The following is a 25,918-nucleotide window of genomic DNA, read 5'->3' as shown; positions in this document are numbered from 1 at the left end:
CCCCAACCCGAAGATGAGTTCACTCAGCATGATACAGAAAAAAAGCGTTAAACGGATGTTTCTGGCAGCCGCAATATTGAGTTCAGGCGCGGTTTTCAGCACGCAGGCCGTGGTTCTGGCTTCCGTACGCCCGCTGGGTTTTATCGCATCAGCCATTGCCGATGGTGTTATGCCGACGGAAGTGTTGCTGCCGGACGGCACATCTCCACATGATTTCGCCTTACGCCCTTCGGATATTGCACGCATGCGTAGCGCCGATCTGGTGGTGTGGGTGGGGCCGGAAATGGAAGCTTTCATGACCAAATCTGCGGCGCAGTTGTCGCCGAACCGTCAGGTGGCCATCGCGACGTTACCGGCAGTGAAACCGCTGCTGATTAAGGGCAGTGATGATGACGAACATGAGGCTGATCATGATCATGATCATGATCATGACCATGATCACGATGACGCTGATCATCATCATGGCGAATACAATATGCATGTCTGGCTGTCGCCGGAAATTGCCCGCGAGGCTGCTATTGTGATCCATAACAAGCTCGTAGCGCTGGTTCCGCAAAAAAAGCAACAATTAGATGCAAATTTATCTCATTTTGAAGACACCTTGACAAAAGCTGACAAAAACCTTGGTAGTATTCTGCAACCTGTTCAGGGTAAGGGATATTTTGTTTTTCACGATGCCTATGGCTACTTTGAAAAACACTTCGGCCTTTCGCCACTTGGTCACTTTACGATCAATCCCGAAATTCAACCCGGTGCACAGCGATTACATCTCATTCGAACACAGTTGGTTGAGCAAAAAGCGACCTGCGTTTTTGCTGAGCCACAATTCAGGCCGGCCGTCATAACGGCTGTTGCCCAGGGAACAAAAGTGCGTATGGGCACATTGGATCCTCTGGGGAGCAGCATTGCACTGGGTGCGGACAGCTATGTGAACTTTTTGTCACAGCTGACGAACCAGTACCTGAGCTGCCTGAAGTAAGCTAAAAGGACAGAATTTAAGTGCAGCTGATAGCCCGATCTATCGCTCTGGCGTATAGCAACCTTCCACGGCCCCATCGCATTATGCTGGGGTCTCTTACCGTCGTCACACTGGCTGTGGCCGTATGGAAACCGTTAGCTTACCACCCGGACAATGACCTTTCTGATACCCGACCGCTGGTTAAAAATATCACACTTGATAATCAGCAACTGCGTTCACTGCTTCCCGAAGCCAGCGAACCTATCGACCAGTCTCCCCCCGCTGATGATGACATTCCGCAAGATGATCTTGACGATAAAACTGTCAATGAAGCGGGCGTGCATGAGTATGTGGTTTCTACCGGCGATACCCTCAGCAGCATTCTGAATCAGTACGGCATTGATATGTCGGAAATTGCTGCGCTTTCTGACGCCAACCGTGATTTACGTAACCTGAAAATCGGCCAGCAGATTTCCTGGACACTTAACGATGCCGGGGATTTACAGCGTCTGACGTGGGAAAAATCACGTCGCGAAACCTATACCTTTGACCGTTCCGGCAATACCTTCAAATCGTCTCTGGAAACCCTGAAAGGGGAATGGAAAGACTCCGTATTGAAAGGGACGCTGAACGGCAGTTTTGTCACCAGTGCCAAAGCGGCAGGGCTGAGCAGCGCTGAAGTCAGTGCTGTCATTAAGGCGCTGCAATGGCAACTCGATTTCCGTAAATTGAAGAAAGGCGACGACTTTGCAGTACTGATGTCCAACGAAGTGCTGGACGGTAAGAACGAGCAAAGTGAATTGCAGGCAGTGCGTATGCGCACTGGCGGTAAAGACTACTATGCCGTGCGCGCCGAAGACGGTAAGTTCTATGACCGTACCGGCAGCGGGCTGGCGAAAGGTTTCCTGCGCTTCCCGACGGGCAAACAGTACCGCGTTTCGTCTAACTTCAATCCGCGTCGTCTGAACCCGGTGACCGGGCGTATTGCGCCGCACCGTGGCGTCGATTTCGCCGTACCTGTCGGTACGCCTGTTCTGGCGGTGGGTGATGGCGAAGTGGTCGTTGCCAAGAACGGCGGCGCTGCGGGTAACTATGTGGCCATTCGTCATGGTCGTCAGTACATGACCCGTTATATGCATCTGCGTAAACTGTTGGTGAAACCCGGTCAGAAAGTGAAACGGGGGGATCGCATCGCGCTTTCCGGCAATACTGGTCGCTCAACCGGCCCGCATCTGCACTTTGAAATGTGGATTAACCAGCTGGCTGTGAATCCGCTGACGGCTAAACTGCCGCGCACCGAAGGGCTGACAGGTAAAGATCGCAGTACTTACCTGGCCACCGTTCGTCAGGTTGTTCCTCAACTGAAGCTGGACTGACCGTTCAGGATCCCCTTTTGCGCTTAATGTTGTGAGGCAGTGATTTATTGCAAAATAAATCACTGCACTTATCATTAAGGCAGAATTTGTCATAAGAGCCTGAGCATGCAGCCAGAAAAAGAAAAACGATCTACCGTAGAATTTATTCCGCAGTTTCAGAAAGCCTTCTATTATCCGCGTTACTGGGGCGTCTGGCTGGGCGTCGGAGCGATGGCCGCAATGGCGTATCTGCCCGCAAAGGTTCGTGACCCTATATTAGGCAGTCTTGGCCGTCTGGCCGGAAAGTTTGCGAAAGGCGCACGTCGTCGTGCGCAAATTAATCTGCTGTACTGCCTGCCGGAAACCTCTGAAGCGGAGCGTGAACATATCATCGATGAAATGTTTGCCACCGCGCCACAATCCATGGTGATGATGGCTGAACTGGCGATCCGTGACCCCAAAAAAGTCATGCAGCGCGTTCACTGGCACGGCAAGGAAATTGTCGATCAGATGCATGCCGAAGGTAAAAATGTGATTTTTCTGGTGCCACACGGATGGGCTGTGGATATTCCGGCGATGCTGATGGCCGCTGACGGACATCCGATGGCCGCCATGTTCCATAATCAGAAAAACCCGCTGACCGATTATCTGTGGAATACCGTTCGCCGTCGTTTTGGTGGCCGGATGCATGCGCGTAATGATGGCATCAAGCCGTTTATCAGTTCGGTGCGTCAGGGATACTGGGGCTACTATCTGCCGGATCAGGATCACGGTGCTGAGCACAGCGAGTTCGTCGATTTCTTCGCGACCTACAAGGCGACATTGCCTGCGGTCGGACGCCTGATGAAAGTGTGCCGTGCGTCGATCATACCGTTGTTTCCGGTGTATAACGGCCACGAACAACGTCTCGATATTTATGTGCGCCCGCCAATGGATGATCTGGCAACTGCCGATGATAACCGCATTGCGCGCCGGATGAATGAGGAAGTGGAAGTGCTGGTCGGGCCGAATCCGGAACAGTACACCTGGATCCTCAAGTTGCTTAAAACCCGCAAACCGGGTGAGCCTGAGCCCTATTCACGCAAAGAGCTTTATCCCAAAAAGTAACGGTAAAAAGATTTGAAAAAGCTGAGGCTCACACCTCAGCTTTTTTTTATGTTTTTTCAGGGACACGCTTGAGAAACACGGCAATCAGCAATGTGCCGGTGACACCGGAAATCATGCCTGCCAGCATAAAAATGCCGTTACCCAGAGCGAAATATAACTGCTTTGCCACTTCTATACCCGCCGCAAAAACCACAATGGTAAGCAGCCCAAGTGCAGCGGCGACCGTGCCTTTACCGGTCGGGCTGGAAAACAGTGTCAGGCGGTAAAGCCCGGCATTTACCAGTCCCGAGCCCAGCGCATAGAGGCTCAGCCCGCCAATCATCCAGCCCCAGGCATGTACCATAAACAGCGCGGCATAAGCACTGACTGCCAGACCGAGAACTATCGGCGCGAGACCGAGCCAGACAGGCGTGCGGATATTCACTTTGCCACTGAGTTTGCTGAGCGTGATGTTACCGATAATCAATCCGGTAAATACCGGCACTTGCCACCATCCGTACTGTAGCGGCGTCATTCCGCCATCCTGAATCAGTAATACCGGCGACTGCGCCACCCACGCCAGCAACGGCAGGGTGATCAACCCGATAGACAGCGAACCAAGCACCACGCCTTTGTTGGTGAAAACTTCGCGGTAATCGGTCAGTAGCCTGCGCATTGAAAAACGCTCCCCGCGACCGCTGGCGGTTTCCGGCATACTGCGCCACAGCCCCCAGAATGAGAATGCAGAGACCAGTGAGAACAACGCAAACATGGCTTTCCATGGTGCGTAATGAATAAACGCCGCGCCAGCCAGCGGCCCGAGCAGGGGAGCGATCAGCGTGATGTTCGCCATCAGCGCCATCAGTTTCACGCTCATTGTTTCACTGAACGCTTCCTGAATGGCGGCATAACCTACCGCGCCGATAAAGCACAGGCTCATCCCCTGTAAAAAACGCATCAGAATGAACTGTTCAATGTTTCGGGTGAAAACCGTCAGCAGACAGGTGACGGTGAAAAAGGCCACGCCTGTCAGCAGCACCGGCCTGCGGCCAAGGCGGTCGGAAAGCGGCCCGAGCAACCATTGCAGCAAAATACCGCCGCACAAATAAGCGGTTAGCGAGGTTGAAACCCAGTCGGCACTTGCGCTGAAATCACTGATCACCTGCAGCATACCCGGCTGGATCATATCGTGGGCAATATAGGTGGCGAACTCGAATAGCACCAGTGACAGCGGGAACAGCCACTGGCGGAAATTCAGCCGCGAAGCGGGTTCGGAAACGGACGACATAACCTTAATTCTCCGGGTCTTAAAATCGAAAAAGCGCGGCCTGTGAAAGCCGCGCTACTATTCATGGCATTAAAGCTTCATCAGATTAAACCGGGTTTTCAGTAGCGGTTAGCATAGGCCGCAATCGGGTTTTCCAGCGTGCCGGCGAATTTCAGGTTCTGCGCCGGATCTGACAGGTTGATCATCTGCTGATTATTCGCCAGTTGCAGACGGTTCAGGCATGAGTGCGTAAACTCGGCGCCAAACATGTCATAACGGGCAAATTTCTCCGACAGTTCCGGATACTGAATCTGATAGTCGCGTACCACTTCGGCTACCACCTGCCAGAACTGCCCGGCAGGATAATTGCCATGTTCTTCCAGAATACGGGCGATAAAGCGGAATACCCCGGCAAAGACGTCAGTGAAAATCGACAAAATTTTAAGATTTTCCGGTACGTCCACCGCCAGACGTTTGGCTTTTTCCGGCAGGCTGGCGTCGGGGTTCATCACCGCAATTTCCTCGGCGATATCCTTCATGAAAGCATTCACCGGAATATTGTTTTCGAACCGCAGGATCAGGTTTTCACCATGCGGCATAAACACCAGGTCGTACTGATAAAAGCAGTGCAGCAGCGGGCTGAGATAGGCGTGCATGTAGCGTTTAAGCCAGTCGCCGGTGGCCAGACCGGATGATTTGATCATCTCGACAATCAGCGCATCGCCGTGTTTATCGGTGTGCAGCAGGGCGGCCATGGTCATCAGACGCTGATTTGGCTGCAACAAAGCGACCGGATTTTCGCGCCACAACGCCGCAAACATTTTCTTGTACGCGCTGTCGCCTTTGATGGCTTGCTCGAAATAGTGATTGTGGTAACCGAGTGACGCCACTTCCTGCAAAATGCTGAAACCGGTGGATTGCAGATACGCATCGTTTTCGACCAGATCCGCCAGCCATTCATTAATGCCCGGAGTGGTCGCCATATAGTAAGGTGAAAGCCCGCGCATAAAGCCCATGTTCAGGATCGACAGCGCCGTTTTAACGTAACGTCCTTTCGGACGGCTGGCATTGTAGAAGGTGCGGATTGACTGTTGTGCCAGATAGTTATCATCACCTTCACCGAGATAAATCAGAAACTGACGGGCGATATCCGGTGCGAAGACGGTCAGTAATTTGTTCTGCCACTGCCACGGATGTACCGGCATGAAGTAGTAATTTTTCGGGTCGACACCTTTATCAACCAGCTTTTGCGTGAAAGCACAAATCTGCGCTTCACCCAGTTCTTCCGCGATCAGTTTTTCATACGGTAAACCTTCGACACTGGCGAAATGTGCTTTGTCATGATGAACCGCCACCCAGACCAGTTGCAGTGGATTGGCCGCTTCCGGCGCGTAACGGACATAATCACCGGCATCAAAACCGATACGGCCGTTGTTGGCGATAAAGCTCGGATGGCCTTCGGTCATGCTGGTTTCGACGGTCTGGAAATCGGCCTGTGACAGTTGTTTCGCTGTGGTGTGATTGTTTGCCAGTTTGTAGGCACTGCTGTAAAGCGTACTGCTGATTTCTTCCAGATAGGTCGGCAGCATGGCCTGGGAAATACCAATTTGCTCCGCGAATTCAATGATAAATTTAACCGCGTCCAGCGGCTGCGGGATAAAATTATCCAGACGCTGAATGCTGTCGAGATCAATCATCCAGTCATTCAGAGGCAACTGGCGGGCACGGAAACGATATTCTATTTCCGAGGCCGGTACTGCCAGCTGATAGTCAGTCCAGGTGCCGGTCGTTTTCAACGCCTGCGGCGCGAGCAGACGTTCATGGGTCAGTTCCGCCAGGCATTTTCGCAGCAGCAGGGCATTCGCTTTTGCCCAGATTTCCGGTTGCAGGTGCTCACCGGTTTGCAGAGTTGCAGGAGTCATGGTGTGTTTTTCCTTCTGGCTTGCCTGAAAAAAATCTTCACGCTGGCAAAATGCCAGCCATGCAGTTTTGTGTGTCAGTTGAATTTGTTTCTGATAGCGGAAACCGGCGCGCTTATTCAGCTTGTGAATCTTTTCGTTACGAACATCCGGCTCGACCACTACGCGGCGGACTTCCGGCTGGCTGAACAGGTATTCCATCACGGCCGAGAACACCTGCCAGCTGAAGCCTGACACCGGTTTTTCAGCCGGTGACAGCAGAATATGCATGCCCATATCGCCGGGCCGGACGTCGTAATGTTCATGCAACGGGTCATCCTGAACCGGATAGCATTCGATGAGAAATTGCGGCTGACCGTCTATTTCGCCCATCAGCGCCGCCAGCGGTTTACCGTGAGTCAGGTTGCGATAGAAGCTGTCGACTTCTGCGAGGGTACTGTTCTGCATTCCCCAGAAATGTGCGTAGGGCTGCGTCATCCAGTCATGTAAAACGGCGGCATCTTTCTCCAGCGCCAGCGGGCGTAAAGACAGTTTTCCTGCGTCGCGCTGGCAGGAGAATACGGCGGTTGAAATGGCATCAGACATGGGTAAATTCTCCGTTAGTTTGCGCCAGGGATGCGGGACCCAAAGGTCTGGAAGGCGATGGATTTCTCCAGCGGATACACTTCACTGCCGAGCATCTCGCGGATTATGGTGCTGTTGCGGTAGCACGCCATGCCCAGATCCGGAGTGACGAAGCCGTGCGTGTGCAGCTCGGCGTTTTGTACGAAAATCTGGTTGTGCGCATCGATGCAGTAATTGCGCCTGACGGCGTAACGGCCCGCGTCATCCCACTGAATACGGTTGTAAATGCCTTCAACAAACTGCGGTGGCTGATAGCCGTAACCCGTTGCGAGGATCACGGATTCCGTGCGGTGTTGGTATTCCTGTTGTTGTTCGTGGTGGAGCAGGGTCATTTCCAGTTCGCCGCTGCGGCTGCGGGTCAGTGCTTTCAGTTCCGAATGTGTATACAAATTGACATTCAGCGGGCCGTCGAGACGTTTGACGTACATCAGATCATAAATGTCGTTGATCAGACTGATGTTAATGCCCTTATACAGGCATTTTTGTTCACGATTGAGCTGATCGCGCTTGCTCATTGGCAGCGCGTGGAAATAATCGATGTATTCCGGTGAGGTCATTTCCAGCGTCAGTTTGCTGTATTCCAGCGGGTAGAAACGCGGAGCGCGGGTCACCCAGGTCAGGTGGTAATCGTGCTTATCGATATCAGAGAGCAGGTCATAGTAAATTTCTGCGGCACTCTGGCCGCTGCCGACCACGGTAATGGATTTCGAATTCTGTACCTGCTCTTTGTTCGGCAAATAGGCCGAGGAATGATGCACGTTCCTGCCGGCATCCCGCGCACAGGCGGGTATCCACGGCGACGGTCCTGTGCCGAGAACCAGCCTTTTGGTGCGGTAGATCTGCTTTTCGCCGCTTTTGGTTGAGCGCGTTTCAACCAGATAGCATTCCTGCACGGCATCCCAGGTGACCAGTTCCACGCGCGTGGAGAATTGCAGGCTGGTCAGTTGGCTGCATGCCCACTGGCAATACTGATTGAACTCTTTACGCATCATGAAGAAGTCTTCACGGATGTAGAACGAGTAAAGTTTCCCCTGTAATTTCAGGTAATTCAGGAAGCTGTAAGGGCTGGTCGGATCGGCGAGAGTCACCAGATCTGCCATGAACGGCGTCTGTAAATGCGCGCTTTCCAGCATCATACCGGTGTGCCAGTCGAAGCTGTCATTCTGGTCTAAAAACAGACCGTTCAGCTCTTTCACCGGTTCAGTCAGACAGGCCAGCCCGAGGTTAAACGGGCCGATGCCCACGGCGATGAAATCATACGTTTGGTCGTTTGAATGGATATTCATGGTGCGGCTCCTTTTACCGGTTTTTCGCGGCGCTCAGCGCGCTGGCAGTCAGTTCTTTGCCGTAATGCGTGATCAGGCTGAGCACATCGGCAACGTCTTCCCTGGTGGTGGTGGGGTTCAGTAAGGTGAATTTCAGATACTGACGCTGATGCACTTTGGTACCGGCGATAACGGCGCTGCCGTCGCGGAAAATGGCCTTGCGGATCCCGGCATTGATTTCGTCAATCTGTTCATGACTCATGGAGATACGCGGCACAAAACGGAATACCAGCGTGCTCAGTTCCGGTTTATGCAGCACTTCGATATTCGGATTTTGTTCCATCATCTGATGCGTTTCTGTTGCGCGTGCCAGCAGCACATCAAATGATTCCCCCAGTGCTTGTTGACCCATAATGCGCAACGTCAGCCACATTTTGAGGGCATCAAAACGTTTGGTGGTCTGGATACTTTTGTTCACCAGATTTGGCGTGCCTTCCAGTTTCGCACTCAGCGGATTCAGGTATTCAGCGTGGTGCGTGACGTGCTCCAGATGGCTGTGATCGTTAACCAGAAACGCGCTGCAGCTCACCGGCTGGAAGAAGGATTTGTGATAATCCACGGTAACGGAATCGGCCAGATGGATCCCTTCAATGCGCTGGCGATGCTGAGGTGAAACCAGCAAACCGCAGCCGTATGCGGCATCAGCATGCATCCAGATTTTTTCCTGGCGGCAGATTTCAGCGATCTCATTCAGCGGGTCAATGCTGCCAAAGTCAGTCGTACCGGCGGTTGCCACGACCGCAATTGGAATCAACCCTTCAGTGTGGCAGCGCTCAATTTCCTGACGGAGCGCAGCAATATCCATACGGAAAGCGCTGTCGCAGGCGACTGGCACCACGGCGTCATAACCCAGGCCGAGCAGGGCAGCGGATTTCTGAATACTGAAATGGCTGACCTGTGAACTGAAAATACGCCAGCGGTTGGCTTCCGGCGGCAGCCCCTGGTACTTGATGCTGTGTTGCGGGCGGGTGCGTTTGCAATGACTGTCTCGTGCCAGCAGCATTGCCATCAGATTAGACTGCGTACCGCCGCTGGTGAAAATACCATCTGACTGTGCGCCAAAACCGATCCGGGCGAGTGTCCAGTCAATAACTTTTTGCTCGATGAGTGTGCCGCCTGCGCTCTGATCCCAGGTATCCACAGAGGAGTTGATGGCGCTGATAAACAGTTCCGCCAGTTGGGAAGGTACTACGGTCGGACAGTTGAGATGCGCGAGGTATTTCGGATGGTGGAAATAGACCGCGTGCTGAAGATATAAATCATCCAGTTCTTCCAGCGCCAGCCGCGTTCCGTCTAAAGGTTTGGTCAGGTCAATATGGCGAAATTGCTCGGCTAATTCAGCCGGAGAAACGCCGGAAAAAGGTTTCTCAGTATGGTTAATATGGGATTTAATTAATTCGAGGCCTTGCTCAATCAGTGTCTGCCATTCAGAAGTGCTGTTCTGGTTAAAAATATAACCTTTATTTTTGCTTATATTCGCCTGAGTGATTGTCAGGTCTTGAGTGCCGGATTGCATTAATTCCCAGTTATTTATCTGGCTCATTCTGGATCCTTTTGGTTAGTCCTTTTCATCCTCAGCAGGCGTGGGGCGGCCACCCGGATAAAGTCAGGATTTAGCAGTGAACGTAAGCATCAGCAGGCAGGGCTGATGGCCATGCCTGTAAAGTGTATGGTTAAATATTTTATGTTATAAAAAATAAACAGTGATATGTCTTGTTTGAATTCCTTAGTGCGGACTTATACAAGGTTTTAACGATTGAGAATCATTATAAATGCAAATCATTATCATTCAATAACGACATTGAACATTTGCCCATAACAGAACTTTTTGATTGTTTAATGTGATGTATGTCACATAAATTTCTGAAGGATAAGTACGGAGTACACATTCCTATGAGATGAATCTGTATTTGTTATACGTTTGCTGACTTAAAAGAAGGGTTGTCTTGCGATAAAAAGTTATATTTAAGCGCAATGTTTGTAGGTGTAATGAATTTTCATCACGCAATGATTTATGCAGTGAACCTGATTATTTCAAACGAATGGCAAAATAATGATCAAATTAAGACTGTTCACTGACCAGCAGGAGGGAGTAATAGATTCAGGGGCAGGACGAAAATAAAAAAGGCCGATCACGATGATCGGCCATATGTTTATATCTTATTACATTTAACTATTATTCAACACGCAGTATACGGCTGGTATTGGTGGTACCGACGGTGCTCATGACATCACCCTGGGTGATGATCACCAGATCGCCTGACAAAAGGTAACCTTTATCACGCAGTAAGTTCACGGCATCCTGTGCGCCCGCTACGCCGTCATTTGCGCTGTCGAAGAAGACAGGGGTAACGCCGCGGTAAATCGCGGTCAGATTCAGTGTGTGTTCGTGGCGCGACATGGCAAAGATCGGCAGGCCGGAGCTGATACGTGACAACATCAGCGCGGTACGCCCGGACTCGGTCATGGAAATGATCGCCGTGACCCCTTTAAGGTGGTTTGCCGCGTACATGGCGGACATTGCAATGGCTTCTTCGATGTTATCGAATTCCACGTCCAGGCGGTGTTTGGAAACGTTAATGCTTGGGATTTTTTCTGCGCCCAGACATACGCGCGCCATGGCTGCCACAGTTTCAGCAGGATATTGACCGGCAGCCGTTTCCGCTGACAGCATGACCGCATCTGTGCCATCGAGCACGGCGTTCGCTACGTCCATCACTTCTGCACGGGTTGGCATCGGGTTAGTGATCATCGATTCCATCATCTGGGTCGCAGTGATCACCGCGCGGTTCAGCTGACGTGCACGACGGATCAGTTTTTTCTGGATACCCACCAGCTCAGGGTCGCCGATTTCAACACCCAGGTCACCGCGGGCCACCATCACGACATCGGATGCCAGAATGATGTCATCCATTGCTTCATCTGACGCCACCGCTTCAGCGCGTTCGACTTTAGACACGATTTGCGCATTACAGCCTGCATCGCGTGCCAGACGGCGCGCGTAGTTAAGATCTTCGCCGGTGCGTGGGAATGAAACTGCCAGATAATCTACGTCCATTTTGGCCGCAGTAATAATGTCTGCTTTATCTTTCTCAGTCAGCGCTTCGGCAGAAAGACCTCCGCCCAGCTTATTGATGCCTTTATTGTTAGACAGCGGGCCGCCCACGGTCACTTCCGTGAACACTTTCATGCCCTGAACTTCGAGTACTTTCAGCTGCACACGGCCGTCATCAAGTAACAGAATATCACCCGGCACCACATCAGCAGGGAGACCTTTATAGTCGATGCCGACTTTTTCTTTATCGCCTTCACCCTTGCTCATGTTGGCATCGAGCAGGAATTTGTCACCGATATTGAGGAAAACTTTACCTTCCTTGAAGGTCGATACACGGATTTTCGGACCTTGCAGATCGCCAAGAATCGCGACGTGGCGGCCGAGACGCGCGGCTATTTCACGCACTTTGTTAGCGCGAAGAATGTGATCTTCAGCGGTTCCGTGGGAGAAATTCATACGCACAACGTTCGCACCAGCAGCAATGATCTTCTCAAGATTATTGTCGCGGTCAGTTGCAGGGCCGAGCGTGGTAACAATCTTCGTTCTTCTGAGCCTTCTGGACATGCCTAACTCCGTTAACTGATGAAACATGGTAATGCAAAAAAACAGCGAGCCCACATTGGGTTTAGGTGTAATTGTAATACAAAAGGGTTTCACCTGTGTGACCCGCTGACCTCATGTCTGACATTTACCCTGCGCACTTTGCGCGTAGATTTCCCGCCAGACTCCCTATTAAATCAATGATGATTTGTTCATATATTCTATGAATGATTTGATGTGCCGACTCGCATGACGAGCTTACTCCGGCAGGTTAGGGACAACCATTCCCTTATCAAAGCGCGATTCTTTCAACGCTTCTTTGACCCGCTTCAGGTTATCTCTGAATTTTGCACCACGACGCAGCGTAAACCCGGTAGCCAGCACATCAATCAACGTCAACTGAGCGATTCGAGAAACCATCGGCATATAAACGTCGGTATCTTCCGGAACATCCAGTAACAGAGCCAGCGTGGCCTCATGCGCCAGTGGCGTATTAAAGGACGTGATGGCAATGACCGTAGCGTCGTTTTCGCGGGCAAGTTGCGCCAGCTCGACCAGATTTTTGGTGCGGCCGGTGTGGGAAATCAACACCACCACATCGCCTTCGCTGGAATTCATGCAACTCATGCGCTGCATGACGATGTCATCGAAATACACCACGGGAATGTTAAAGCGGAAGAATTTGTTCATGGCATCATGCGCCACTGCGGCCGATGCGCCCAGCCCAAAGAAAGAAATCTTTTTCGCCTGGGTGAGTAAATCGACTGCGCGGTTGATGGCAGCGATATCGAGAGTATTTTTCACCTGATCGAGGCTGGCCATAGCGGATTCGAAAATTTTGCTGGTGTAAGCGCTGACGCTGTCGCTTTCATCCACGTTACGGTTCACATAAGGTGTGCCGTTTGCCAGACTTTGTGCCAGATGTAATTTAAAATCTGGAAACCCTTTTGTGTCGAGGCGACGGCAAAAACGGTTTACAGTAGGTTCACTGACGTCCGCCATGCGGGCGAGAGTGGCAATACTGGAGTGGATTGCAATGTGTGGGGATGCCAGGATCACTTCGGCGACTTTGCGTTCTGACTTGCTCAGAATGTCAAGGTGGGTCTGGATTTTTTCCAACGTATTCATAAGCATGACACTCATAGGTTTCAACGATTTCTTTGAAAAGAGGAAATCGTGTTGATTTGATGAAAATATACTACGCGCTTAATGCTGTTGGCAGCGTCAGTCAGGCGAAAAAACGCTTTTTTTGTCAGAGTTTGACCGGGATCTAACTTTCAGTATGGTAAATTCTGTTCAGTTTTGTCATAAAATTACAGAATGTGGTGGGTTTTACTATCCGCTGAGACATTTATGATAAAAACAAGCTTTTCCGCAGAGTTATCCCCCTGTCAGAACATGGTTTACGGCTCACGGGCAATCAGAGTACATTGTTGCTGAAATAAAATTACAATATGTACCCGAGATAATTCGAGTTGCGGCTCACGCACAGCAACCAGAAATATGTTAGGTATTCCTGCATTGAGGAGAAGAACATGGCGGTAACTCAGACAGCCCAGGCGTGTGATCTGGTAATTTTCGGTGCAAAGGGCGATCTTGCGCGCCGTAAGCTGTTGCCTTCCCTGTATCAGTTAGAGAAAGCGGGTCACATTCACCCGGACACCCGCATCATCGGTGTCGGACGTGCGGAATGGGACAAAGCGGCCTATACCGAAGTGGTCAAAGAAGCACTGACCACCTTCATGAAAGAAAAAATTGATCCGGAACTGTGGGATAAGCTCAGCGCCCGTCTTGATTTCTGTAACCTTGATGTCAACGATGTGAAGCATTTCAAAGTGCTGGGCAAAATGCTTGACCAGCAAAATCGCGCCACCATTAACTACTTTGCGATTGCGCCAGGCCACTTCGGTGCGATTTGCCGCGGTCTGGGCGAAGCAGGGCTGAACAAAGAACCTGCGCGCGTCGTGATGGAGAAACCACTGGGACACTCTCTGGAGTCTTCTCAGGTTATCAACGATCAAGTCGCGGAATACTTCGCTGAGTCCCAGGTTTACCGTATCGACCACTATCTGGGTAAAGAAACGGTACTGAATCTCCTGGCACTGCGTTTCGCTAACAATCTGTTTGCCAGCAACTGGGATAACCGCACCATTGATCATGTGCAGATCACGGTCGCTGAAGAAGTCGGTATCGAAGGCCGCTGGGGTTACTTTGATGACGCGGGTCAGATGCGCGACATGATCCAGAACCACTTGCTGCAAATTCTGACCATGATCGCCATGTCACCTCCGGCTGATCTGAGCACCGACCGTATCCGTGACGAAAAGGTGAAAGTGCTGCGCTCACTGCGTCGTATCGACCAGTCAAACGTGCGTGAAAACACCGTGCGCGGCCAGTACACAGCCGGCTTCGTGCAGGGCAAAAAAGTCCCTGGCTATCTGGAAGAAGAAGGTGCGAAAAAAACCAGCAGCACCGAAACTTTCGTGTCTATTCGTGTGGATATCGACAACTGGCAGTGGGCGGGCGTGCCATTCTACCTGCGCACCGGTAAGCGTCTGCCGAGCAAATGTTCTGAGGTCGTGGTGTATTTCAAAAACCCGGCGCTGAACCTGTTCCGTGATTCTTACCAGCAGTTGCCGCAGAACAAACTGACTATTCGTCTGCAACCGGACGAAGGTATCGAGATCGAAGTGCTGAACAAAGTGCCGGGTCTTGAGCACAAACACCGTCTGCAAACCACCAAGCTGGATCTGAGCTTTACTGAAACCTTCAATGAACAGCATATTGCTGATGCTTACGAGCGTCTGCTGCTGGAAACCATGCGTGGAATTCAGGCGCTGTTCGTCCGTCGTGACGAAGTGGAAGAAGCCTGGAAATGGGTCGACTCCATCATGAACGCATGGGCTGCGGAAAGCGAAGCACCAAAACCGTATCAGTCCGGGACATGGGGGCCGGTGGCTTCCGTGGCGATGATCACCCGCGACGGCCGTTCCTGGAACGAGTTCGAGTAACGAATAATTTATTGAGTCATTACTCCCCAAAATAATTGGAGTTGCAGCAAGGCGGCAAGTGTGTGAGTCCCGATGAGCTGACATGAGTCAGTGATTCGGGTGAACAAGCGCAGCCAACGCCGCTGCGGCTTCAAGTATGACGGGGAGAGTAGTATCGTCCAATCGGGTGTGGTCGGTTACTGGCAGGGTTTAAATTCTGCTGGTCCCTGTGGCAGGGGCGCGCCATCAATCACAACGGTGCCTGCGGGCATGAATGGAGAACAAGATGAAAAACTGGAAAACAAGCGCGGAACAAATTCTGACCTCAGGGCCGGTTGTTCCTGTGATTGTTATCAACAAACTGGAGCATGCGGTTCCGCTGGCTAAAGCGCTGGTTGCGGGTGGCGTCCGTGTGCTGGAAGTGACGTTGCGCACCTCATGCGCGATGGATGCGATCCGTGCCATTGCTCAAGAAGTGCCGGACGCTATCATTGGCGCAGGTACGGTACTCAATCCAGAGCAACTGGCTGAAGTGACCGAGGCGGGTGCCCAGTTTGCGATTAGCCCTGGCCTGACTGATGCTTTGCTGAAAGCAGCCAATGCCGGTTCTATTCCTTTAATCCCGGGGATTTGTACGGTATCTGAACTGATGATGGGTCTGGATGCTGGTCTGCGTGAATTTAAGTTCTTCCCGGCTGAGGCCAATGGCGGCGTGAAAGCGTTGCAGGCGATTGCCGGTCCGTTCCCGCAGGTGCGTTTCTGCCCGACTGGCGGAATTTCGCCAGCGAACTACCGTGATTACCTGGCGCTGAAAAGCGTGCTGTGTATCGGTGGTTCATGGCTGGTGCCAGCCGATGCGCTGGAAAGCGGTGATTACGCACGCATTACTGAGCTGGCGAAAGAAGCGGTCGCCGGTGCAAAGATCTAAAACAGCGACGTGCTGAAAATGAAAAACCTCCCGCGGGAGGTTTTTTTATGTCTGCTGATCAGTGCTTAGCGTGCGGCAATGATCTTGATTTCAATTTTATATTTCGGATTCATCAGGTTAGCCTGAACCGTGCAGCGTACCGGTGCATTGCCCGGTGATACCCAGGCATCCCAGGCTTCATTCATCGCCGGGAAATCTTCTTTATTGACCAGAAACAGTGTGGCATCGAGAATTTTGCTCTTATCCGAGCCCGCTTCCGTCAGCGCAGCATCGATAATGGCCAGCGTTTCTGCGGTCTGGTCTTTTGCATTCGCGTCCAGATTTTCCGGCACTGCCGTGTAATAAATGGTGTTGTTATGGATAACGATGTCGGACATCCGTGGCTCAGGTCGGATACGCTCGATGGTCATATTATGGCTCCAGTTAGTCACTTTTTTATGATGCCGCTAAGGGTATCACAAAGGATGAATACGTTGGATTGGCAGATGGCGGTGGTAGTCGGGGCGAGGGATTGGCATAATCACTGCTGATCCGTACAGGTAGAGAGACAGAGTGACAGACGATTTCGCAACAGACGGCGCACTGGCGCAGAAAATTGAAGGTTTTAAACCCCGTGAACCTCAGCGTCTGATGGCGCAGGCTGTCAGCAAAGCCATCAGCGGTAAGCAAGGGCTGGTGGTGGAAGCCGGTACTGGTACCGGTAAAACCTACGCTTATCTGGCACCGGCATTGCGCTCCGGCAAAAAAGTCATTATCTCCACCGGTTCGAAAAACTTACAGGATCAGCTTTATTCCCGCGATTTGCCCAAAGTCGCCAGGGCGCTGAATTTCAAAGGCCGTCTGGCGCTGCTGAAAGGGCGCTCAAACTATTTGTGTCTGGAACGTCTGGAGCAGCAATCGCTCTCCGGCGGCGATCTTGCCAGCCAGGCGCTCAGCGAACTGGCGCATCTGCGTCACTGGTCGAGCAGCACGGAAGAGGGCGATATCAGCACCTGCACCGTGGTACCGGAAGACAGCTTTGTCTGGCCGCTGGTGACCAGTACCAACGACAACTGTCTGGGGAGTGACTGCCCGCTTTACAAAGAATGCTTCGTGGTAAAAGCCCGCCGTAAGGCGATGGACGCCGATGTGGTGGTGGTGAACCATCATCTGTTTATGGCGGACATGGTGGTGAAGGAGAGCGGCTTTGGTGAGCTGATCCCCGAAGCTGACGTGATGATTTTCGACGAAGCCCATCAGATCCCTGACATCGCCAGCCAGTATTTTGGCCAGCAGGTCACCAGCCGCCAGCTGCTTGATATGGCAAAAGACATTACTATTGCTTACCGCACGGAAGTCCGTGACTCTGTGCAGTTGCAGAAAAGCGCTGACCGGCTTAGCCAGAGCACGATGGATTTCCGTCTGGCGCTCGGCGAACCCGGTTTTCGCGGAAATCTTCGCGATGTTCTCAGTCAGCCCGCCATTCAGCGTGCCTTACTGTTGCTCGATGACGCGCTGGAACTTTGCTACGACGTGGTTAAATTGTCCCTCGGCCGTTCTGCGTTGCTGGATGCGGCTTTCGAGCGCGCCACACTTTACCGCAACCGTCTCAAACGCCTGAAAGACGTGTCGATCCCCGGTTACAGTTACTGGTACGAATGTAATTCACGCCATTTCGTCCTGGCGCTGACTCCCTTGTCGGTGACCGACAAATTCAGCGAGATGATGAAAGAAAAGCCGGGGGCGTGGATTTTCACCTCGGCAACGCTTTCGGTGAACGATCAGCTGCATCATTTTACTGAGCGTCTGGGGCTGGATGAGGCAGAAACGTTGCTGCTGCCGAGCCCGTTCGATTACGCCAAACAGGCGCTGTTGTGCGTTCCGCGCTTTCTGCCTGAATCAAATGTGCAGGGCAGTTCGAAACAGCTGGCGCGGATGTTGCGCCCGCTTATCGAAGCTAATAAAGGCCGCTGTTTTTTCCTGTGTACGTCTCACAAAATGATGCGTGAACTGGCGGAAGAATTCAGGGCCAGCCTGACGCTGCCGGTTTTGTTGCAGGGCGAAACCAGCAAGGGCCAGTTGCTGGCGCAGTTTGTCGAAGCCGGTAACGCCTTACTGGTCGCCACCAGCAGTTTCTGGGAAGGGGTGGACGTGCGCGGTGACGCGCTGTCGTGCGTAATTATCGACAAACTGCCGTTCACGTCGCCTGATGATCCATTGCTCAAAGCCCGTATTGAGGATTGCCGTCTGCGCGGCGGAGATCCGTTCAATGACGTACAATTACCGGATGCTGTCATTACGCTTAAACAGGGTGTCGGACGTTTGATCCGTGATACGGATGATCGCGGGGTGATGGTGATTTGCGATAACAGGCTGGTAATGCGTCCGTATAGTGAAGTTTTCCTCAACAGTTTGCCGCCGACACCGCGCACCCGTGATCTGGCACAAGCGATCCGCTTTTTACAGAACGCTGAAGAGCAGAATTAGCCCTTTGTTTATGCTAAGATGCCGCCCCGAAAAAGGTTCTTATACCCGTCATATTTCACGTTGCAGATGCGTTGACTGCGCGCGAGGTATTGAGGGTATAACTTATTAATTTCCCGCCTGAGGTTTGGCATGTCCACGCGAATTTTAGCAATTGATACGGCGACAGAAGCCTGTTCGGTTGCGCTTTACGATCAGGGCGAAACGCTCGCTCATTTTGAACTCTGCGCCCGCGAACATACGCAGCGCATTCTGCCGCTGGTGCAGCAGATCCTCGCCGAAGCGGGGCTTTCCCTGAAACAACTCGACGCACTGGCCTTCGGCCGGGGACCGGGTAGTTTTACCGGTGTGCGCATCGGCATAGGTATCGCGCAAGGCTTATCGCTCGGCGCAGAACTGCCTTTGTTGCCCGTCTCCACCTTACTCACCATGGCGCAGGGTGCTTACCGCCAGACCGGCGCGGAACAGGTGCTGGCAGCCATTGATGCCCGCATGGGCGAAGTGTACTGGGGTGAATTTACCCGCAATACACAAGGTGTCTGGAGCGGTGGAAATACCGAGACGGTCATCAAACCTGAACAACTGCTGGCGCGTACCGTTGAGCGAAACGGGCGCTTTGCCACCGTGGGTACGGGCTGGGAAGCCTATCCGCATTTACTGGGTGAATCCCCGGCGGCGGATTTATTTGATGGAAAAATGTTACTGCCGCAGGCGGAAGATATGTTGCCGCTGGCGCTGCAGCTCTGGGAAAACGGTATTCGCGTTAATCCGGAAGATGCTGAACCGACTTACCTGCGTAATGAAGTTACGTGGAAAAAGCTGCCAGGCCGATAAGTCATGGCAACTTGTGCATCAAAAGACGGTCAAAATGAAGAGTTTGCACAGGAGTCATCGTAATGCGTAAGTGGTCTGTTGTTCAGCAGTTATCAGGTGTAACGGGTAAGAAAATGGTGCGGAGTGCTGTTGCACTCAGCGTGTTGGTATTATCAGGGTGTGTCACCGTGCCCGATGAAATTCGTGGGACCACGGCTACGCCGCAAATGAATTTACAGGCCGTGCAGGGCGCGCCGAATTTGTACGTCGGGCAGGAGTCGCGTTTTGGCGGCAAAGTGATTGCCGTAACCAACCTGCAAAACAAGACGCGTCTGGAAATCGCAACTGTTCCGCTGGATGAGGGCGCTCGCCCGATTTTAGGGGCAGCATCACGCGGACGCATCATGGCTTACATTAACGGTTTTGTGGATCCGGTGGATTACCGCAATCAGTTAGTGACCGTCGTCGGGCCAATTACCGGCGTGGAAAAGGGCACCATCGGCCAGACGTCTTATGATTTCGTTACCGTTAATGTCAACAGCTACAAACGCTGGCGGATACAGCAACAGGTCGTCATGCCTCCGCAACCTATCGGCCCATGGGGCTATGGTTTTGGCGGGCCGTATGATTCCTGGGGGCGGGGGTTTGGGCCCGGTTGGGGTCCCGGCTGGTATAATACAGCACCGGCCCGGGTCGAAAGCGTCGTCACCGAATAGACCGCCGCCGCCGCGTGGAGCTCCGCCTTCTCTTGGCGCGCTTCCCCCGGCAACAGTAAAACCGGCAGCGACGCATTCTGTTCTGCCGCTGCCCGGGAAATGACCTGAAGAGAAGCGTTGTTAAGGCGGCTTAATTGCCGCCTTTTTATTTTCTGCCATGGACGGTTGACAAAGTAAGGGCACAGAAAAAGTGACCCGCCTCTCAACCTCGACATTGTTTGAAACGCAACTGGTAAGCTGAGTTAAAATATTGTTAAAGACGTGATAAAACTCGTCGAATAGAGACGGCAACAGAACATGATTTCAGGAGTGATACCTTGGAAAAGGTTTGGCTAAAACGATATCCGGCAGATGTTCCTGAGAACATCGACCCTGACCGCTACAGTTCGCTGGTCGAGATGTTTGAAAATGCTACGTTGCGTTACGCTGACAATGCGGCATTTATCAACATGGGCGAGGTGATGACTTACCGCAAGCTCGAAGAGCGCAGCCGTGCTTTCGCCGCCTATTTGCAAAATGAGCTTGGGCTCAGGAAGGGCGACCGCGTTGCCCTGATGATGCCGAATCTGCTGCAATACCCGATTGCCCTGTTTGGCGTATTGCGCGCCGGCATGGTGGTAGTCAACGTCAATCCTCTGTATACGCCGCGTGAACTCGAGCATCAGCTCAACGACAGCGGTGCCAGTGCCATTGTGATTGTTTCAAACTTTGCACATACCCTGGAAAAAGTGGTGTACAAAACCCAGGTTAAGCATGTGATCCTGACCCGAATGGGCGATCAGCTTTCTGCGGCGAAGGGGACGCTGGTTAACTTTGTGGTGAAATATATCAAACGGCTGGTGCCTAAATACCACTTGCCGAACGCGATTTCCTTCCGCACCGCCTTACAGCGCGGACGTCGTCTGCAATACATTAAGCCCGATATCATTAATAATGATCTGGCGTTCCTGCAATATACCGGCGGAACGACGGGCGTGGCGAAAGGGGCGATGCTGACCCACCGCAACATGCAGGCGAATCTCGAGCAGGCGAAAGCGGCCTACGCGCCGTTGTTACAGCCGGGACATGAGCTGGTGGTAACCGCACTTCCGCTGTATCACATTTTCGCACTGACAGTGAATTGCCTGCTGTTCCTTGAACTGGGCGGTAAAAGCCTGCTCATCACCAATCCGCGCGACGTGCCGGGGATGGTCAAAGAACTCGGGAAATATCCTTTCACGGCTATCAGCGGCGTGAATACATTGTTCAATGCGTTGCTCAATAATGAAGATTTCCGTGAGCTTGACTTCTCCTCGTTGCGTCTTTCTGTCGGCGGCGGAATGTCGGTGCAGAAATCAGTGGCAGAGAAGTGGGAAAAACTGACCGGTAAACATCTGCTGGAGGGTTACGGACTGACAGAATGTTCACCGCTGGTGGCGGGTAACCCGTATGATTTGAAACATTACAGTGGCAGTATCGGTCTGCCAGTGCCATCCACGGAAGTCCGTCTCGTGGATGATAACGGCCAGGATGTCGGGCCTGGCCAGCCTGGCGAGCTGTGGGTTAAAGGCCCGCAGGTTATGCTGGGTTACTGGCAACGGCCTTCCGCCACCGATGAGGTGCTAAAAGATGGCTGGTTATCGACGGGCGATATCGTTACAGTGGACGAGCAGGGCTTCTTACGGATTGTTGACCGTAAAAAAGACATGATTCTGGTTTCCGGTTTCAACGTTTACCCTAACGAAATTGAAGAGGTGGTTTCACAGCATGACAAGGTACTCGAAGTTGCCGCCATTGGCGTGCCGGATGAGTCGTCGGGTGAAATCGTCAAAATTTGCGTGGTGAAGAAAGACCCATCACTGACCAGCGAAGAGCTTCTCGCACATTGTCGTCGGTTATTAACCGGTTACAAAGTACCGAAGATTGTCGATTTCCGCGACGAGTTGCCGAAGTCAAATGTCGGTAAAATTCTCAGAAGGGAACTTCGTGATGAGCAGCTGAAACCGAAAGCCACCCCGAAGCAGGATGCGGCATAGCGGATTGCCTGTTCAGTCAGAAAGAGTCAGATTCTTAACGCCGGCGATGTCCGGCGTTATCACGTTATAACGCAGTAATGATTAAGAGAATGATGTTTTGAATTATGAGTTGATCACCACCAATGACGCGCTGGAGCAAGTTTGTCTTCAGGCCAAAGCGCACAGTAAAATTGCGCTGGATACCGAATTTGTCCGTACCCGCACGTATTATCCGCAACTGGGGCTCATACAGTTATTCGATGGCGAAAGGCTGACGCTGATCGACCCATTGCCAATCACCGCCTGGCAACCCTTCATTGATTTGCTGGTTGATCCTGATGTCATCAAATTCCTGCATGCCGGCAGCGAAGATCTGGAAGTTTTCCTGAATGCCTTTGGGGTGATGCCTTCGCCGCTGATTGATACGCAGATCCTCGCTGCTTTCAGCGGGCGCCCGTTGTCCTGTGGTTTTGCACGTCTGGTGGCTGAAACCACCGGCGTTGAGCTGGATAAAAGCGAATCGCGCACTGACTGGATAGCCCGTCCGCTGAGCGAAAAGCAATGCGTCTATGCTGCGGCTGACGTGTGGTATCTGCTGCCGCTGGCCGATCAACTGATGCGTGAAACACAAGACGCAGGGTGGATGGATGCCGCGCTGGATGAATGTCTTGCTCTGTGCCGCCGCCGTAAGGAAGTGCTGCAACCGGAACTGGCTTATCTGGAAATCAGTAACGCTTTTCAGTTGCGTCCACGCCAGTTGGGATGCCTGAAGTTGTTAGCCGCGTGGCGCCTGAACCAGGCCCGTCAGCGTGATCTGGCCGTTAATTTTGTAGTACGTGAGGAAAACCTCTGGCAGGTGGCGCGCTATCAGCCAACGTCGCTGGGCGAGCTGGAAGCGCTTGGTCTGAGTGGCCCGGAGATTCGCTATCACGGGCGTACGTTGCTGGCGCTGGTGGAGGAATCGAATGCACTGGATGAAGCTGAACTGCCCGCACCGATTTTGAACCTGATTGATCAGCCGGGTTACCGCAAAGTCTTTAAGGATATTAAGGCACTTATTCAGACTGTCAGTGAAGAGAGTAAACTGAGCGTTGAAATGCTGGCATCACGTCGCCAGATTAATCAGTTACTGACCCATCACTGGAAGTTAAAAGATAAAGAATCACAACCTGAATTAATCAGTGGCTGGCGCGGGAAGTTGTTAGCTGAAAGACTGAATGAAATTTTGAGCAATTATTGATTCCTTCTTTTAAGAAGGAAAGTGAATATGCGTTAAAAAGAGCGGGCAATTGTCCCGCTCTTTTTATTTTATATTTCCCGATAACGCTTAATCCTAAAATAGCGGCAATCAGGCCAGTCTGGGGATATTAAATTCCAGCTAAAATGAGAGAAGTCTTAATCAAGAATTATCAGGAATAAGCACAAACAGACGGAAAAAGAACCTGTTTAATGGGGTTATATACAGTGGTTATTTCGGGGCGGGAAGAGAATAGCGGAAGGGAACGAGATAAAAAGCAGTAGCCCCCTGAAAAAACAGGGGGCGCTATGCTGAAAAAAACACCTGCGAACAAGGCAAACAGACTGCTGTCATTTAGGCGTTTCTTCCGATTCTGGCAGGGTGACGTTAAGTTCCAGTACGGAAATATCGTCACCTTTTTGCTCGAACTGAACCTGCAACATTTCTGGGTCAATCTTAATGTACTTACAGATGACCGCCAGAATGTCACGTTTCAGTTCAGGCAGATATGATGGTTCACTATCCCCTCGACGCCGTTCGGCTACGATGATCTGTAGCCGTTCCTTGGCTATATTGGCTGTCGATTTTTTGCGGGACAGAAAGAAATCTAACAATGCCATGGTTTATCCCCCAAAAAGGCGTTTCAGGAAACTCTTCTTCTCTTCCTCAATGAAACGGAATGCACGTTCTTCCCCAAGCAGACGGCTGACAGTATCGTCATACGCTTTCCCTGCATCGGATTCCTGATCCAGAATGACCGGCTCGCCCTGGTTGGACGCACGCAGTACAGACTGATCTTCCGGGATAACCCCGATCAGAGGAATACGCAGGATTTCCAGCACATCTTCCATGCTCAGCATGTCGCCACGGCTGACACGGCCCGGGTTGTAACGGGTAAGAAGCAGATGTTCTTTGATAGGCTCTAAGCCTTGTTCCGCACGGCGAGATTTTGAAGACAAAATGCCCAGGATGCGGTCGGAGTCACGAACGGAAGAGACTTCTGGGTTGGTGGTGATCACGGCTTCATCGGCGAAATACAACGCCATCAGTGCGCCGGTTTCGATGCCCGCAGGGGAATCGCACACCACGAAATCAAATTCCATTTCGGCTAAATCGTTCAGGATCTTCTCAACGCCTTCGCGGGTCAGTGCGTCTTTATCACGTGTTTGCGAAGCCGGAAGAATAAACAGGTTTTCGGTGCGTTTATCCTTGATAAGCGCCTGATTCAGCGTGGCATCACCCTGGATCACGTTAACGAAATCATAAACCACCCGGCGCTCACAGCCCATAATCAGGTCGAGATTACGCAGACCGATATCGAAATCGATAACTACAGTCTTTTTGCCTTTTTGAGCTAAACCGGTAGCAATGGCCGCGCTTGAAGTGGTCTTGCCAACGCCCCCTTTACCCGATGTAACAACTATGATGCGTGCCATGAATGGATTCCTTGTCAAAAGGGCTTAGTTTAAAGGTTGTATGGTTAACACATTATTTAACAGGCTGAGGCGCGCTGCCTGACCGAGATAATCGGCCGGGATTTGATCACTCAACCAGTATTGCCCTGCGATAGAGACTAGTTCAGCGCCTAACTGCGTGCAAAAAATCTGACAATTTGCATCGCCTGCGGCGCCAGCCAGCGCTCTGCCTCGCATCATGCCGTAGATGTGGATATTGCCATCGGCAATCAGTTCCGCACCTGCGCTGACACTGTTGGTCACGATGAGGTCGCTGTTACGGGCATAAATTTGTTGGCCGGATCTGACCGGAGTACTGACAATGCGGGTTTTAGCCGGTGCATTGTCGGGCACGACAGGAACCGGTGGTTCTGCAGCGATACGCTGTGCGCGGCCTTCACTCAGCAGCGGTAAACCGGTGCGGGAAAGTGCGCGTTTTTGCGCCTCATCTTTGCAACCACTGATGCCAACAATGCGAAAGCCTGCAGAAGCGACAGCCTGTTGAATGTCTTTCCAGTTTGCTTCACCGGTCAGTGAGGCAACGTTGATAACAACAGGGGCATTTTTCAAAAAGGCTGGAGCTTGCTCCACTTTTTCCTGTAATGCCTGGTAAATAACCTCAGGTTGTGAACTATGTAAATGAACAACCGATAAGGTAAAACTGCTGCCTTTTAGTTCTATTGGCGATTGTGACATCTATCCTGACTCAGTCTCAGCAACTCTAAATCCCCGGAATACCACTCGGGGGGCGATATTCCGATGTACGATAAGCATGTTATAGTTACAGTTATATCTAGGCAAGCCACCGTTTCAATAAAATAGAGTTAAAAAAATGCTTTGTGTGATCTATAGAAGTACTAAACGCGACCAGACTTATCTGTATGTCGAAAAAAAAGACGATTTTTCCCGTGTGCCTGAAGAATTACTCAAAGGTTTTGGCGTGCCTCAGTTCTCAATGATGCTAAACCTGGCAAACCGTGAAAAACTTGCCACAGCAGATATTGCTAAAGTGCGTCAGTCGCTGGAAGAGCAGGGTTATTATCTGCAGGTTCCACCGCCGGTAGAAAGTTTATTGAATATTCATCTGAACGACGCCAGTAAATAACGCATTCCTGACATTTGTCTCGGCACTCCTCGAACTTTCAGACGGCATGACTTGCATTCATCTTGGTCGTGCTCAAAGCTTATAGCGAT

21 protein-coding genes are annotated in these 25,918 nt (G+C 51.8%); 11 read left to right on the top strand and 10 right to left on the bottom strand.

All coding sequences use genetic code 11. The annotated features are described in order from the left end of the window. Window positions 1-28: 28 nt before the first annotated feature. The 3 genes from znuA (at window position 29) to lpxM (ending at window position 3,420) form a co-directional block, all read left to right on the top strand. On the top strand, window positions 29-979 hold the full coding sequence (gene znuA, locus HGO41_RS14840; RefSeq protein ID WP_250981175.1) for a zinc ABC transporter substrate-binding protein ZnuA: 951 nt from the start codon (window positions 29-31) through the stop codon (window positions 977-979). A 20-nt stretch (window positions 980-999) separates the two neighbouring features. Next, on the top strand, window positions 1,000-2,334 hold the full coding sequence (gene mepM, locus HGO41_RS14835) for a murein DD-endopeptidase MepM (RefSeq protein WP_013575307.1): 1,335 nt from the start codon (window positions 1,000-1,002) through the stop codon (window positions 2,332-2,334). Window positions 2,335-2,439: 105 nt separating this feature from the next. Next, window positions 2,440-3,420, top strand: coding sequence for a lauroyl-Kdo(2)-lipid IV(A) myristoyltransferase (lpxM, locus tag HGO41_RS14830; RefSeq protein ID WP_037034697.1), 981 nt, complete (start codon window positions 2,440-2,442; stop codon window positions 3,418-3,420). A gap of 46 nt (window positions 3,421-3,466) precedes the next feature. Here the strand turns inward: lpxM and HGO41_RS14825 are convergent, their stop codons facing one another. The 6 genes from HGO41_RS14825 to HGO41_RS14800 form a co-directional block, all read right to left on the bottom strand. Further along, entirely contained in the window at window positions 3,467-4,687 is a 1,221-nt protein-coding gene (locus HGO41_RS14825) for an MFS transporter (RefSeq protein ID WP_200225875.1), read from the bottom strand. A gap of 98 nt (window positions 4,688-4,785) precedes the next feature. Beyond that, the gene (locus HGO41_RS14820; protein WP_250981174.1) at window positions 4,786-7,170 is read right to left on the bottom strand and encodes a GNAT family N-acetyltransferase; all 2,385 of its coding nucleotides are present in this window, start codon (window positions 7,168-7,170) and stop codon (window positions 4,786-4,788) included. A gap of 14 nt (window positions 7,171-7,184) precedes the next feature. Next, window positions 7,185-8,495 (bottom strand): lysine N(6)-hydroxylase/L-ornithine N(5)-oxygenase family protein, encoded by a 1,311-nt coding sequence (locus HGO41_RS14815; protein WP_250981173.1) that lies wholly within the window; start codon window positions 8,493-8,495, stop codon window positions 7,185-7,187. Between the two features lie 13 nt (window positions 8,496-8,508). After that, a complete protein-coding gene (locus HGO41_RS14810) occupies window positions 8,509-10,077 on the bottom strand; it encodes a pyridoxal phosphate-dependent decarboxylase family protein (RefSeq protein WP_121019387.1) in 1,569 nt (522 codons plus the stop codon). Window positions 10,078-10,710: 633 nt separating this feature from the next. Further along, complete coding sequence (gene pyk / locus HGO41_RS14805; protein WP_013575313.1) at window positions 10,711-12,153, bottom strand: pyruvate kinase; 1,443 nt, start codon at window positions 12,151-12,153, stop codon at window positions 10,711-10,713. 234 nt (window positions 12,154-12,387) lie between these two features. Then, entirely contained in the window at window positions 12,388-13,257 is an 870-nt protein-coding gene (locus HGO41_RS14800) for a MurR/RpiR family transcriptional regulator (RefSeq protein ID WP_013575314.1), read from the bottom strand. A 407-nt stretch (window positions 13,258-13,664) separates the two neighbouring features. On the opposite strand from HGO41_RS14800, the gene zwf reads away from it, so the two are divergent. Both zwf and HGO41_RS14790 read left to right on the top strand, forming a co-directional pair. Then, the gene (gene zwf / locus HGO41_RS14795; RefSeq protein ID WP_013575315.1) at window positions 13,665-15,140 is read left to right on the top strand and encodes a glucose-6-phosphate dehydrogenase; all 1,476 of its coding nucleotides are present in this window, start codon (window positions 13,665-13,667) and stop codon (window positions 15,138-15,140) included. Window positions 15,141-15,405: 265 nt separating this feature from the next. Continuing rightward, complete coding sequence (locus tag HGO41_RS14790; RefSeq protein WP_250981172.1) at window positions 15,406-16,047, top strand: bifunctional 4-hydroxy-2-oxoglutarate aldolase/2-dehydro-3-deoxy-phosphogluconate aldolase; 642 nt, start codon at window positions 15,406-15,408, stop codon at window positions 16,045-16,047. Window positions 16,048-16,112: 65 nt separating this feature from the next. Here HGO41_RS14790 and HGO41_RS14785 read toward each other — a convergent pair whose 3' ends face one another. After that, window positions 16,113-16,457, bottom strand: a complete 345-nt coding sequence (locus tag HGO41_RS14785; RefSeq protein ID WP_013575317.1) for a RidA family protein — start codon at window positions 16,455-16,457, stop codon at window positions 16,113-16,115. A 142-nt stretch (window positions 16,458-16,599) separates the two neighbouring features. Here HGO41_RS14785 and yoaA point away from each other — a divergent pair, with 142 nt between their 5' ends. The 5 genes from yoaA to rnd all read left to right on the top strand — a co-directional run bounded on the left by yoaA (window position 16,600) and on the right by rnd (window position 23,273). Next, complete coding sequence (gene yoaA, locus HGO41_RS14780; protein WP_250981171.1) at window positions 16,600-18,513, top strand: DNA repair helicase YoaA; 1,914 nt, start codon at window positions 16,600-16,602, stop codon at window positions 18,511-18,513. 129 nt (window positions 18,514-18,642) lie between these two features. Further along, window positions 18,643-19,344 carry a tRNA (adenosine(37)-N6)-threonylcarbamoyltransferase complex dimerization subunit type 1 TsaB gene (gene tsaB, locus HGO41_RS14775; RefSeq protein WP_250981170.1) on the top strand — a complete coding sequence of 234 codons (702 nt, stop codon included), beginning with the start codon at window positions 18,643-18,645 and terminating at the stop codon, window positions 19,342-19,344. A gap of 62 nt (window positions 19,345-19,406) precedes the next feature. After that, window positions 19,407-20,039 (top strand): Slp family lipoprotein, encoded by a 633-nt coding sequence (locus HGO41_RS14770; protein WP_015689883.1) that lies wholly within the window; start codon window positions 19,407-19,409, stop codon window positions 20,037-20,039. A 317-nt stretch (window positions 20,040-20,356) separates the two neighbouring features. Next, a complete protein-coding gene (fadD, locus tag HGO41_RS14765; RefSeq protein WP_250981169.1) occupies window positions 20,357-22,054 on the top strand; it encodes a long-chain-fatty-acid--CoA ligase FadD in 1,698 nt (565 codons plus the stop codon). Between the two features lie 97 nt (window positions 22,055-22,151). Continuing rightward, window positions 22,152-23,273, top strand: coding sequence for a ribonuclease D (gene rnd, locus HGO41_RS14760; protein ID WP_013575322.1), 1,122 nt, complete (start codon window positions 22,152-22,154; stop codon window positions 23,271-23,273). 347 nt (window positions 23,274-23,620) lie between these two features. Here rnd and minE read toward each other — a convergent pair whose 3' ends face one another. Genes minE through minC form a run of 3 tightly spaced genes read right to left on the bottom strand, consistent with a single transcriptional unit; the run spans window position 23,621 to window position 25,420 of the window. Continuing rightward, window positions 23,621-23,890: a cell division topological specificity factor MinE gene (minE, locus tag HGO41_RS14755; protein ID WP_013575323.1), complete on the bottom strand. Its 270-nt coding sequence runs from the start codon at window positions 23,888-23,890 to the stop codon at window positions 23,621-23,623. A 3-nt stretch (window positions 23,891-23,893) separates the two neighbouring features. Beyond that, window positions 23,894-24,706 carry a septum site-determining protein MinD gene (minD, locus tag HGO41_RS14750; protein WP_013575324.1) on the bottom strand — a complete coding sequence of 271 codons (813 nt, stop codon included), beginning with the start codon at window positions 24,704-24,706 and terminating at the stop codon, window positions 23,894-23,896. Window positions 24,707-24,730: 24 nt separating this feature from the next. Next, complete coding sequence (gene minC, locus HGO41_RS14745) at window positions 24,731-25,420, bottom strand: septum site-determining protein MinC (RefSeq protein ID WP_013575325.1); 690 nt, start codon at window positions 25,418-25,420, stop codon at window positions 24,731-24,733. Between the two features lie 136 nt (window positions 25,421-25,556). On the opposite strand from minC, the gene HGO41_RS14740 reads away from it, so the two are divergent. Next, the gene (locus HGO41_RS14740; protein ID WP_013575326.1) at window positions 25,557-25,829 is read left to right on the top strand and encodes a YcgL domain-containing protein; all 273 of its coding nucleotides are present in this window, start codon (window positions 25,557-25,559) and stop codon (window positions 25,827-25,829) included. The last annotated feature ends 89 nt before the right edge of the window (window positions 25,830-25,918 follow it).

The sequence above is a fragment of the Rahnella sp. CG8 genome, from assembly GCF_023701875.1.
GTDB lineage: Bacteria > Pseudomonadota > Gammaproteobacteria > Enterobacterales > Enterobacteriaceae > Rahnella > Rahnella aceris.
Note: the sequence above shows the minus strand (reverse complement) of the source record. Positions and strands in the feature narration are given on the sequence as shown.

Excerpts from the sequence above, each read along its gene's own strand:
- HGO41_RS14740 (WP_013575326.1), top strand. The coding sequence starts at position 25,557 with ATGCTTTGTGTGATCTATAGAAGTACTAAACGCGACCAGACTTATCTG.
- HGO41_RS14770 (WP_015689883.1), top strand. The coding sequence starts at position 19,407 with ATGCGTAAGTGGTCTGTTGTTCAGCAGTTATCAGGTGTAACGGGTAAG.
- HGO41_RS14800 (WP_013575314.1), bottom strand. The coding sequence starts at position 13,257 with ATGAATACGTTGGAAAAAATCCAGACCCACCTTGACATTCTGAGCAAG.
- znuA (WP_250981175.1), top strand. The coding sequence starts at position 29 with ATGATACAGAAAAAAAGCGTTAAACGGATGTTTCTGGCAGCCGCAATA.
- minE (WP_013575323.1), bottom strand. The coding sequence starts at position 23,890 with ATGGCATTGTTAGATTTCTTTCTGTCCCGCAAAAAATCGACAGCCAAT.
- minD (WP_013575324.1), bottom strand. The coding sequence starts at position 24,706 with ATGGCACGCATCATAGTTGTTACATCGGGTAAAGGGGGCGTTGGCAAG.
- pyk (WP_013575313.1), bottom strand. The coding sequence starts at position 12,153 with ATGTCCAGAAGGCTCAGAAGAACGAAGATTGTTACCACGCTCGGCCCT.
- HGO41_RS14825 (WP_200225875.1), bottom strand. The coding sequence starts at position 4,687 with ATGTCGTCCGTTTCCGAACCCGCTTCGCGGCTGAATTTCCGCCAGTGG.
- HGO41_RS14810 (WP_121019387.1), bottom strand. The coding sequence starts at position 10,077 with ATGAGCCAGATAAATAACTGGGAATTAATGCAATCCGGCACTCAAGAC.
- lpxM (WP_037034697.1), top strand. The coding sequence starts at position 2,440 with ATGCAGCCAGAAAAAGAAAAACGATCTACCGTAGAATTTATTCCGCAG.
- zwf (WP_013575315.1), top strand. The coding sequence starts at position 13,665 with ATGGCGGTAACTCAGACAGCCCAGGCGTGTGATCTGGTAATTTTCGGT.
- HGO41_RS14820 (WP_250981174.1), bottom strand. The coding sequence starts at position 7,170 with ATGTCTGATGCCATTTCAACCGCCGTATTCTCCTGCCAGCGCGACGCA.
- HGO41_RS14785 (WP_013575317.1), bottom strand. The coding sequence starts at position 16,457 with ATGACCATCGAGCGTATCCGACCTGAGCCACGGATGTCCGACATCGTT.
- minC (WP_013575325.1), bottom strand. The coding sequence starts at position 25,420 with ATGTCACAATCGCCAATAGAACTAAAAGGCAGCAGTTTTACCTTATCG.
- HGO41_RS14790 (WP_250981172.1), top strand. The coding sequence starts at position 15,406 with ATGAAAAACTGGAAAACAAGCGCGGAACAAATTCTGACCTCAGGGCCG.
- tsaB (WP_250981170.1), top strand. The coding sequence starts at position 18,643 with ATGTCCACGCGAATTTTAGCAATTGATACGGCGACAGAAGCCTGTTCG.
- HGO41_RS14815 (WP_250981173.1), bottom strand. The coding sequence starts at position 8,495 with ATGAATATCCATTCAAACGACCAAACGTATGATTTCATCGCCGTGGGC.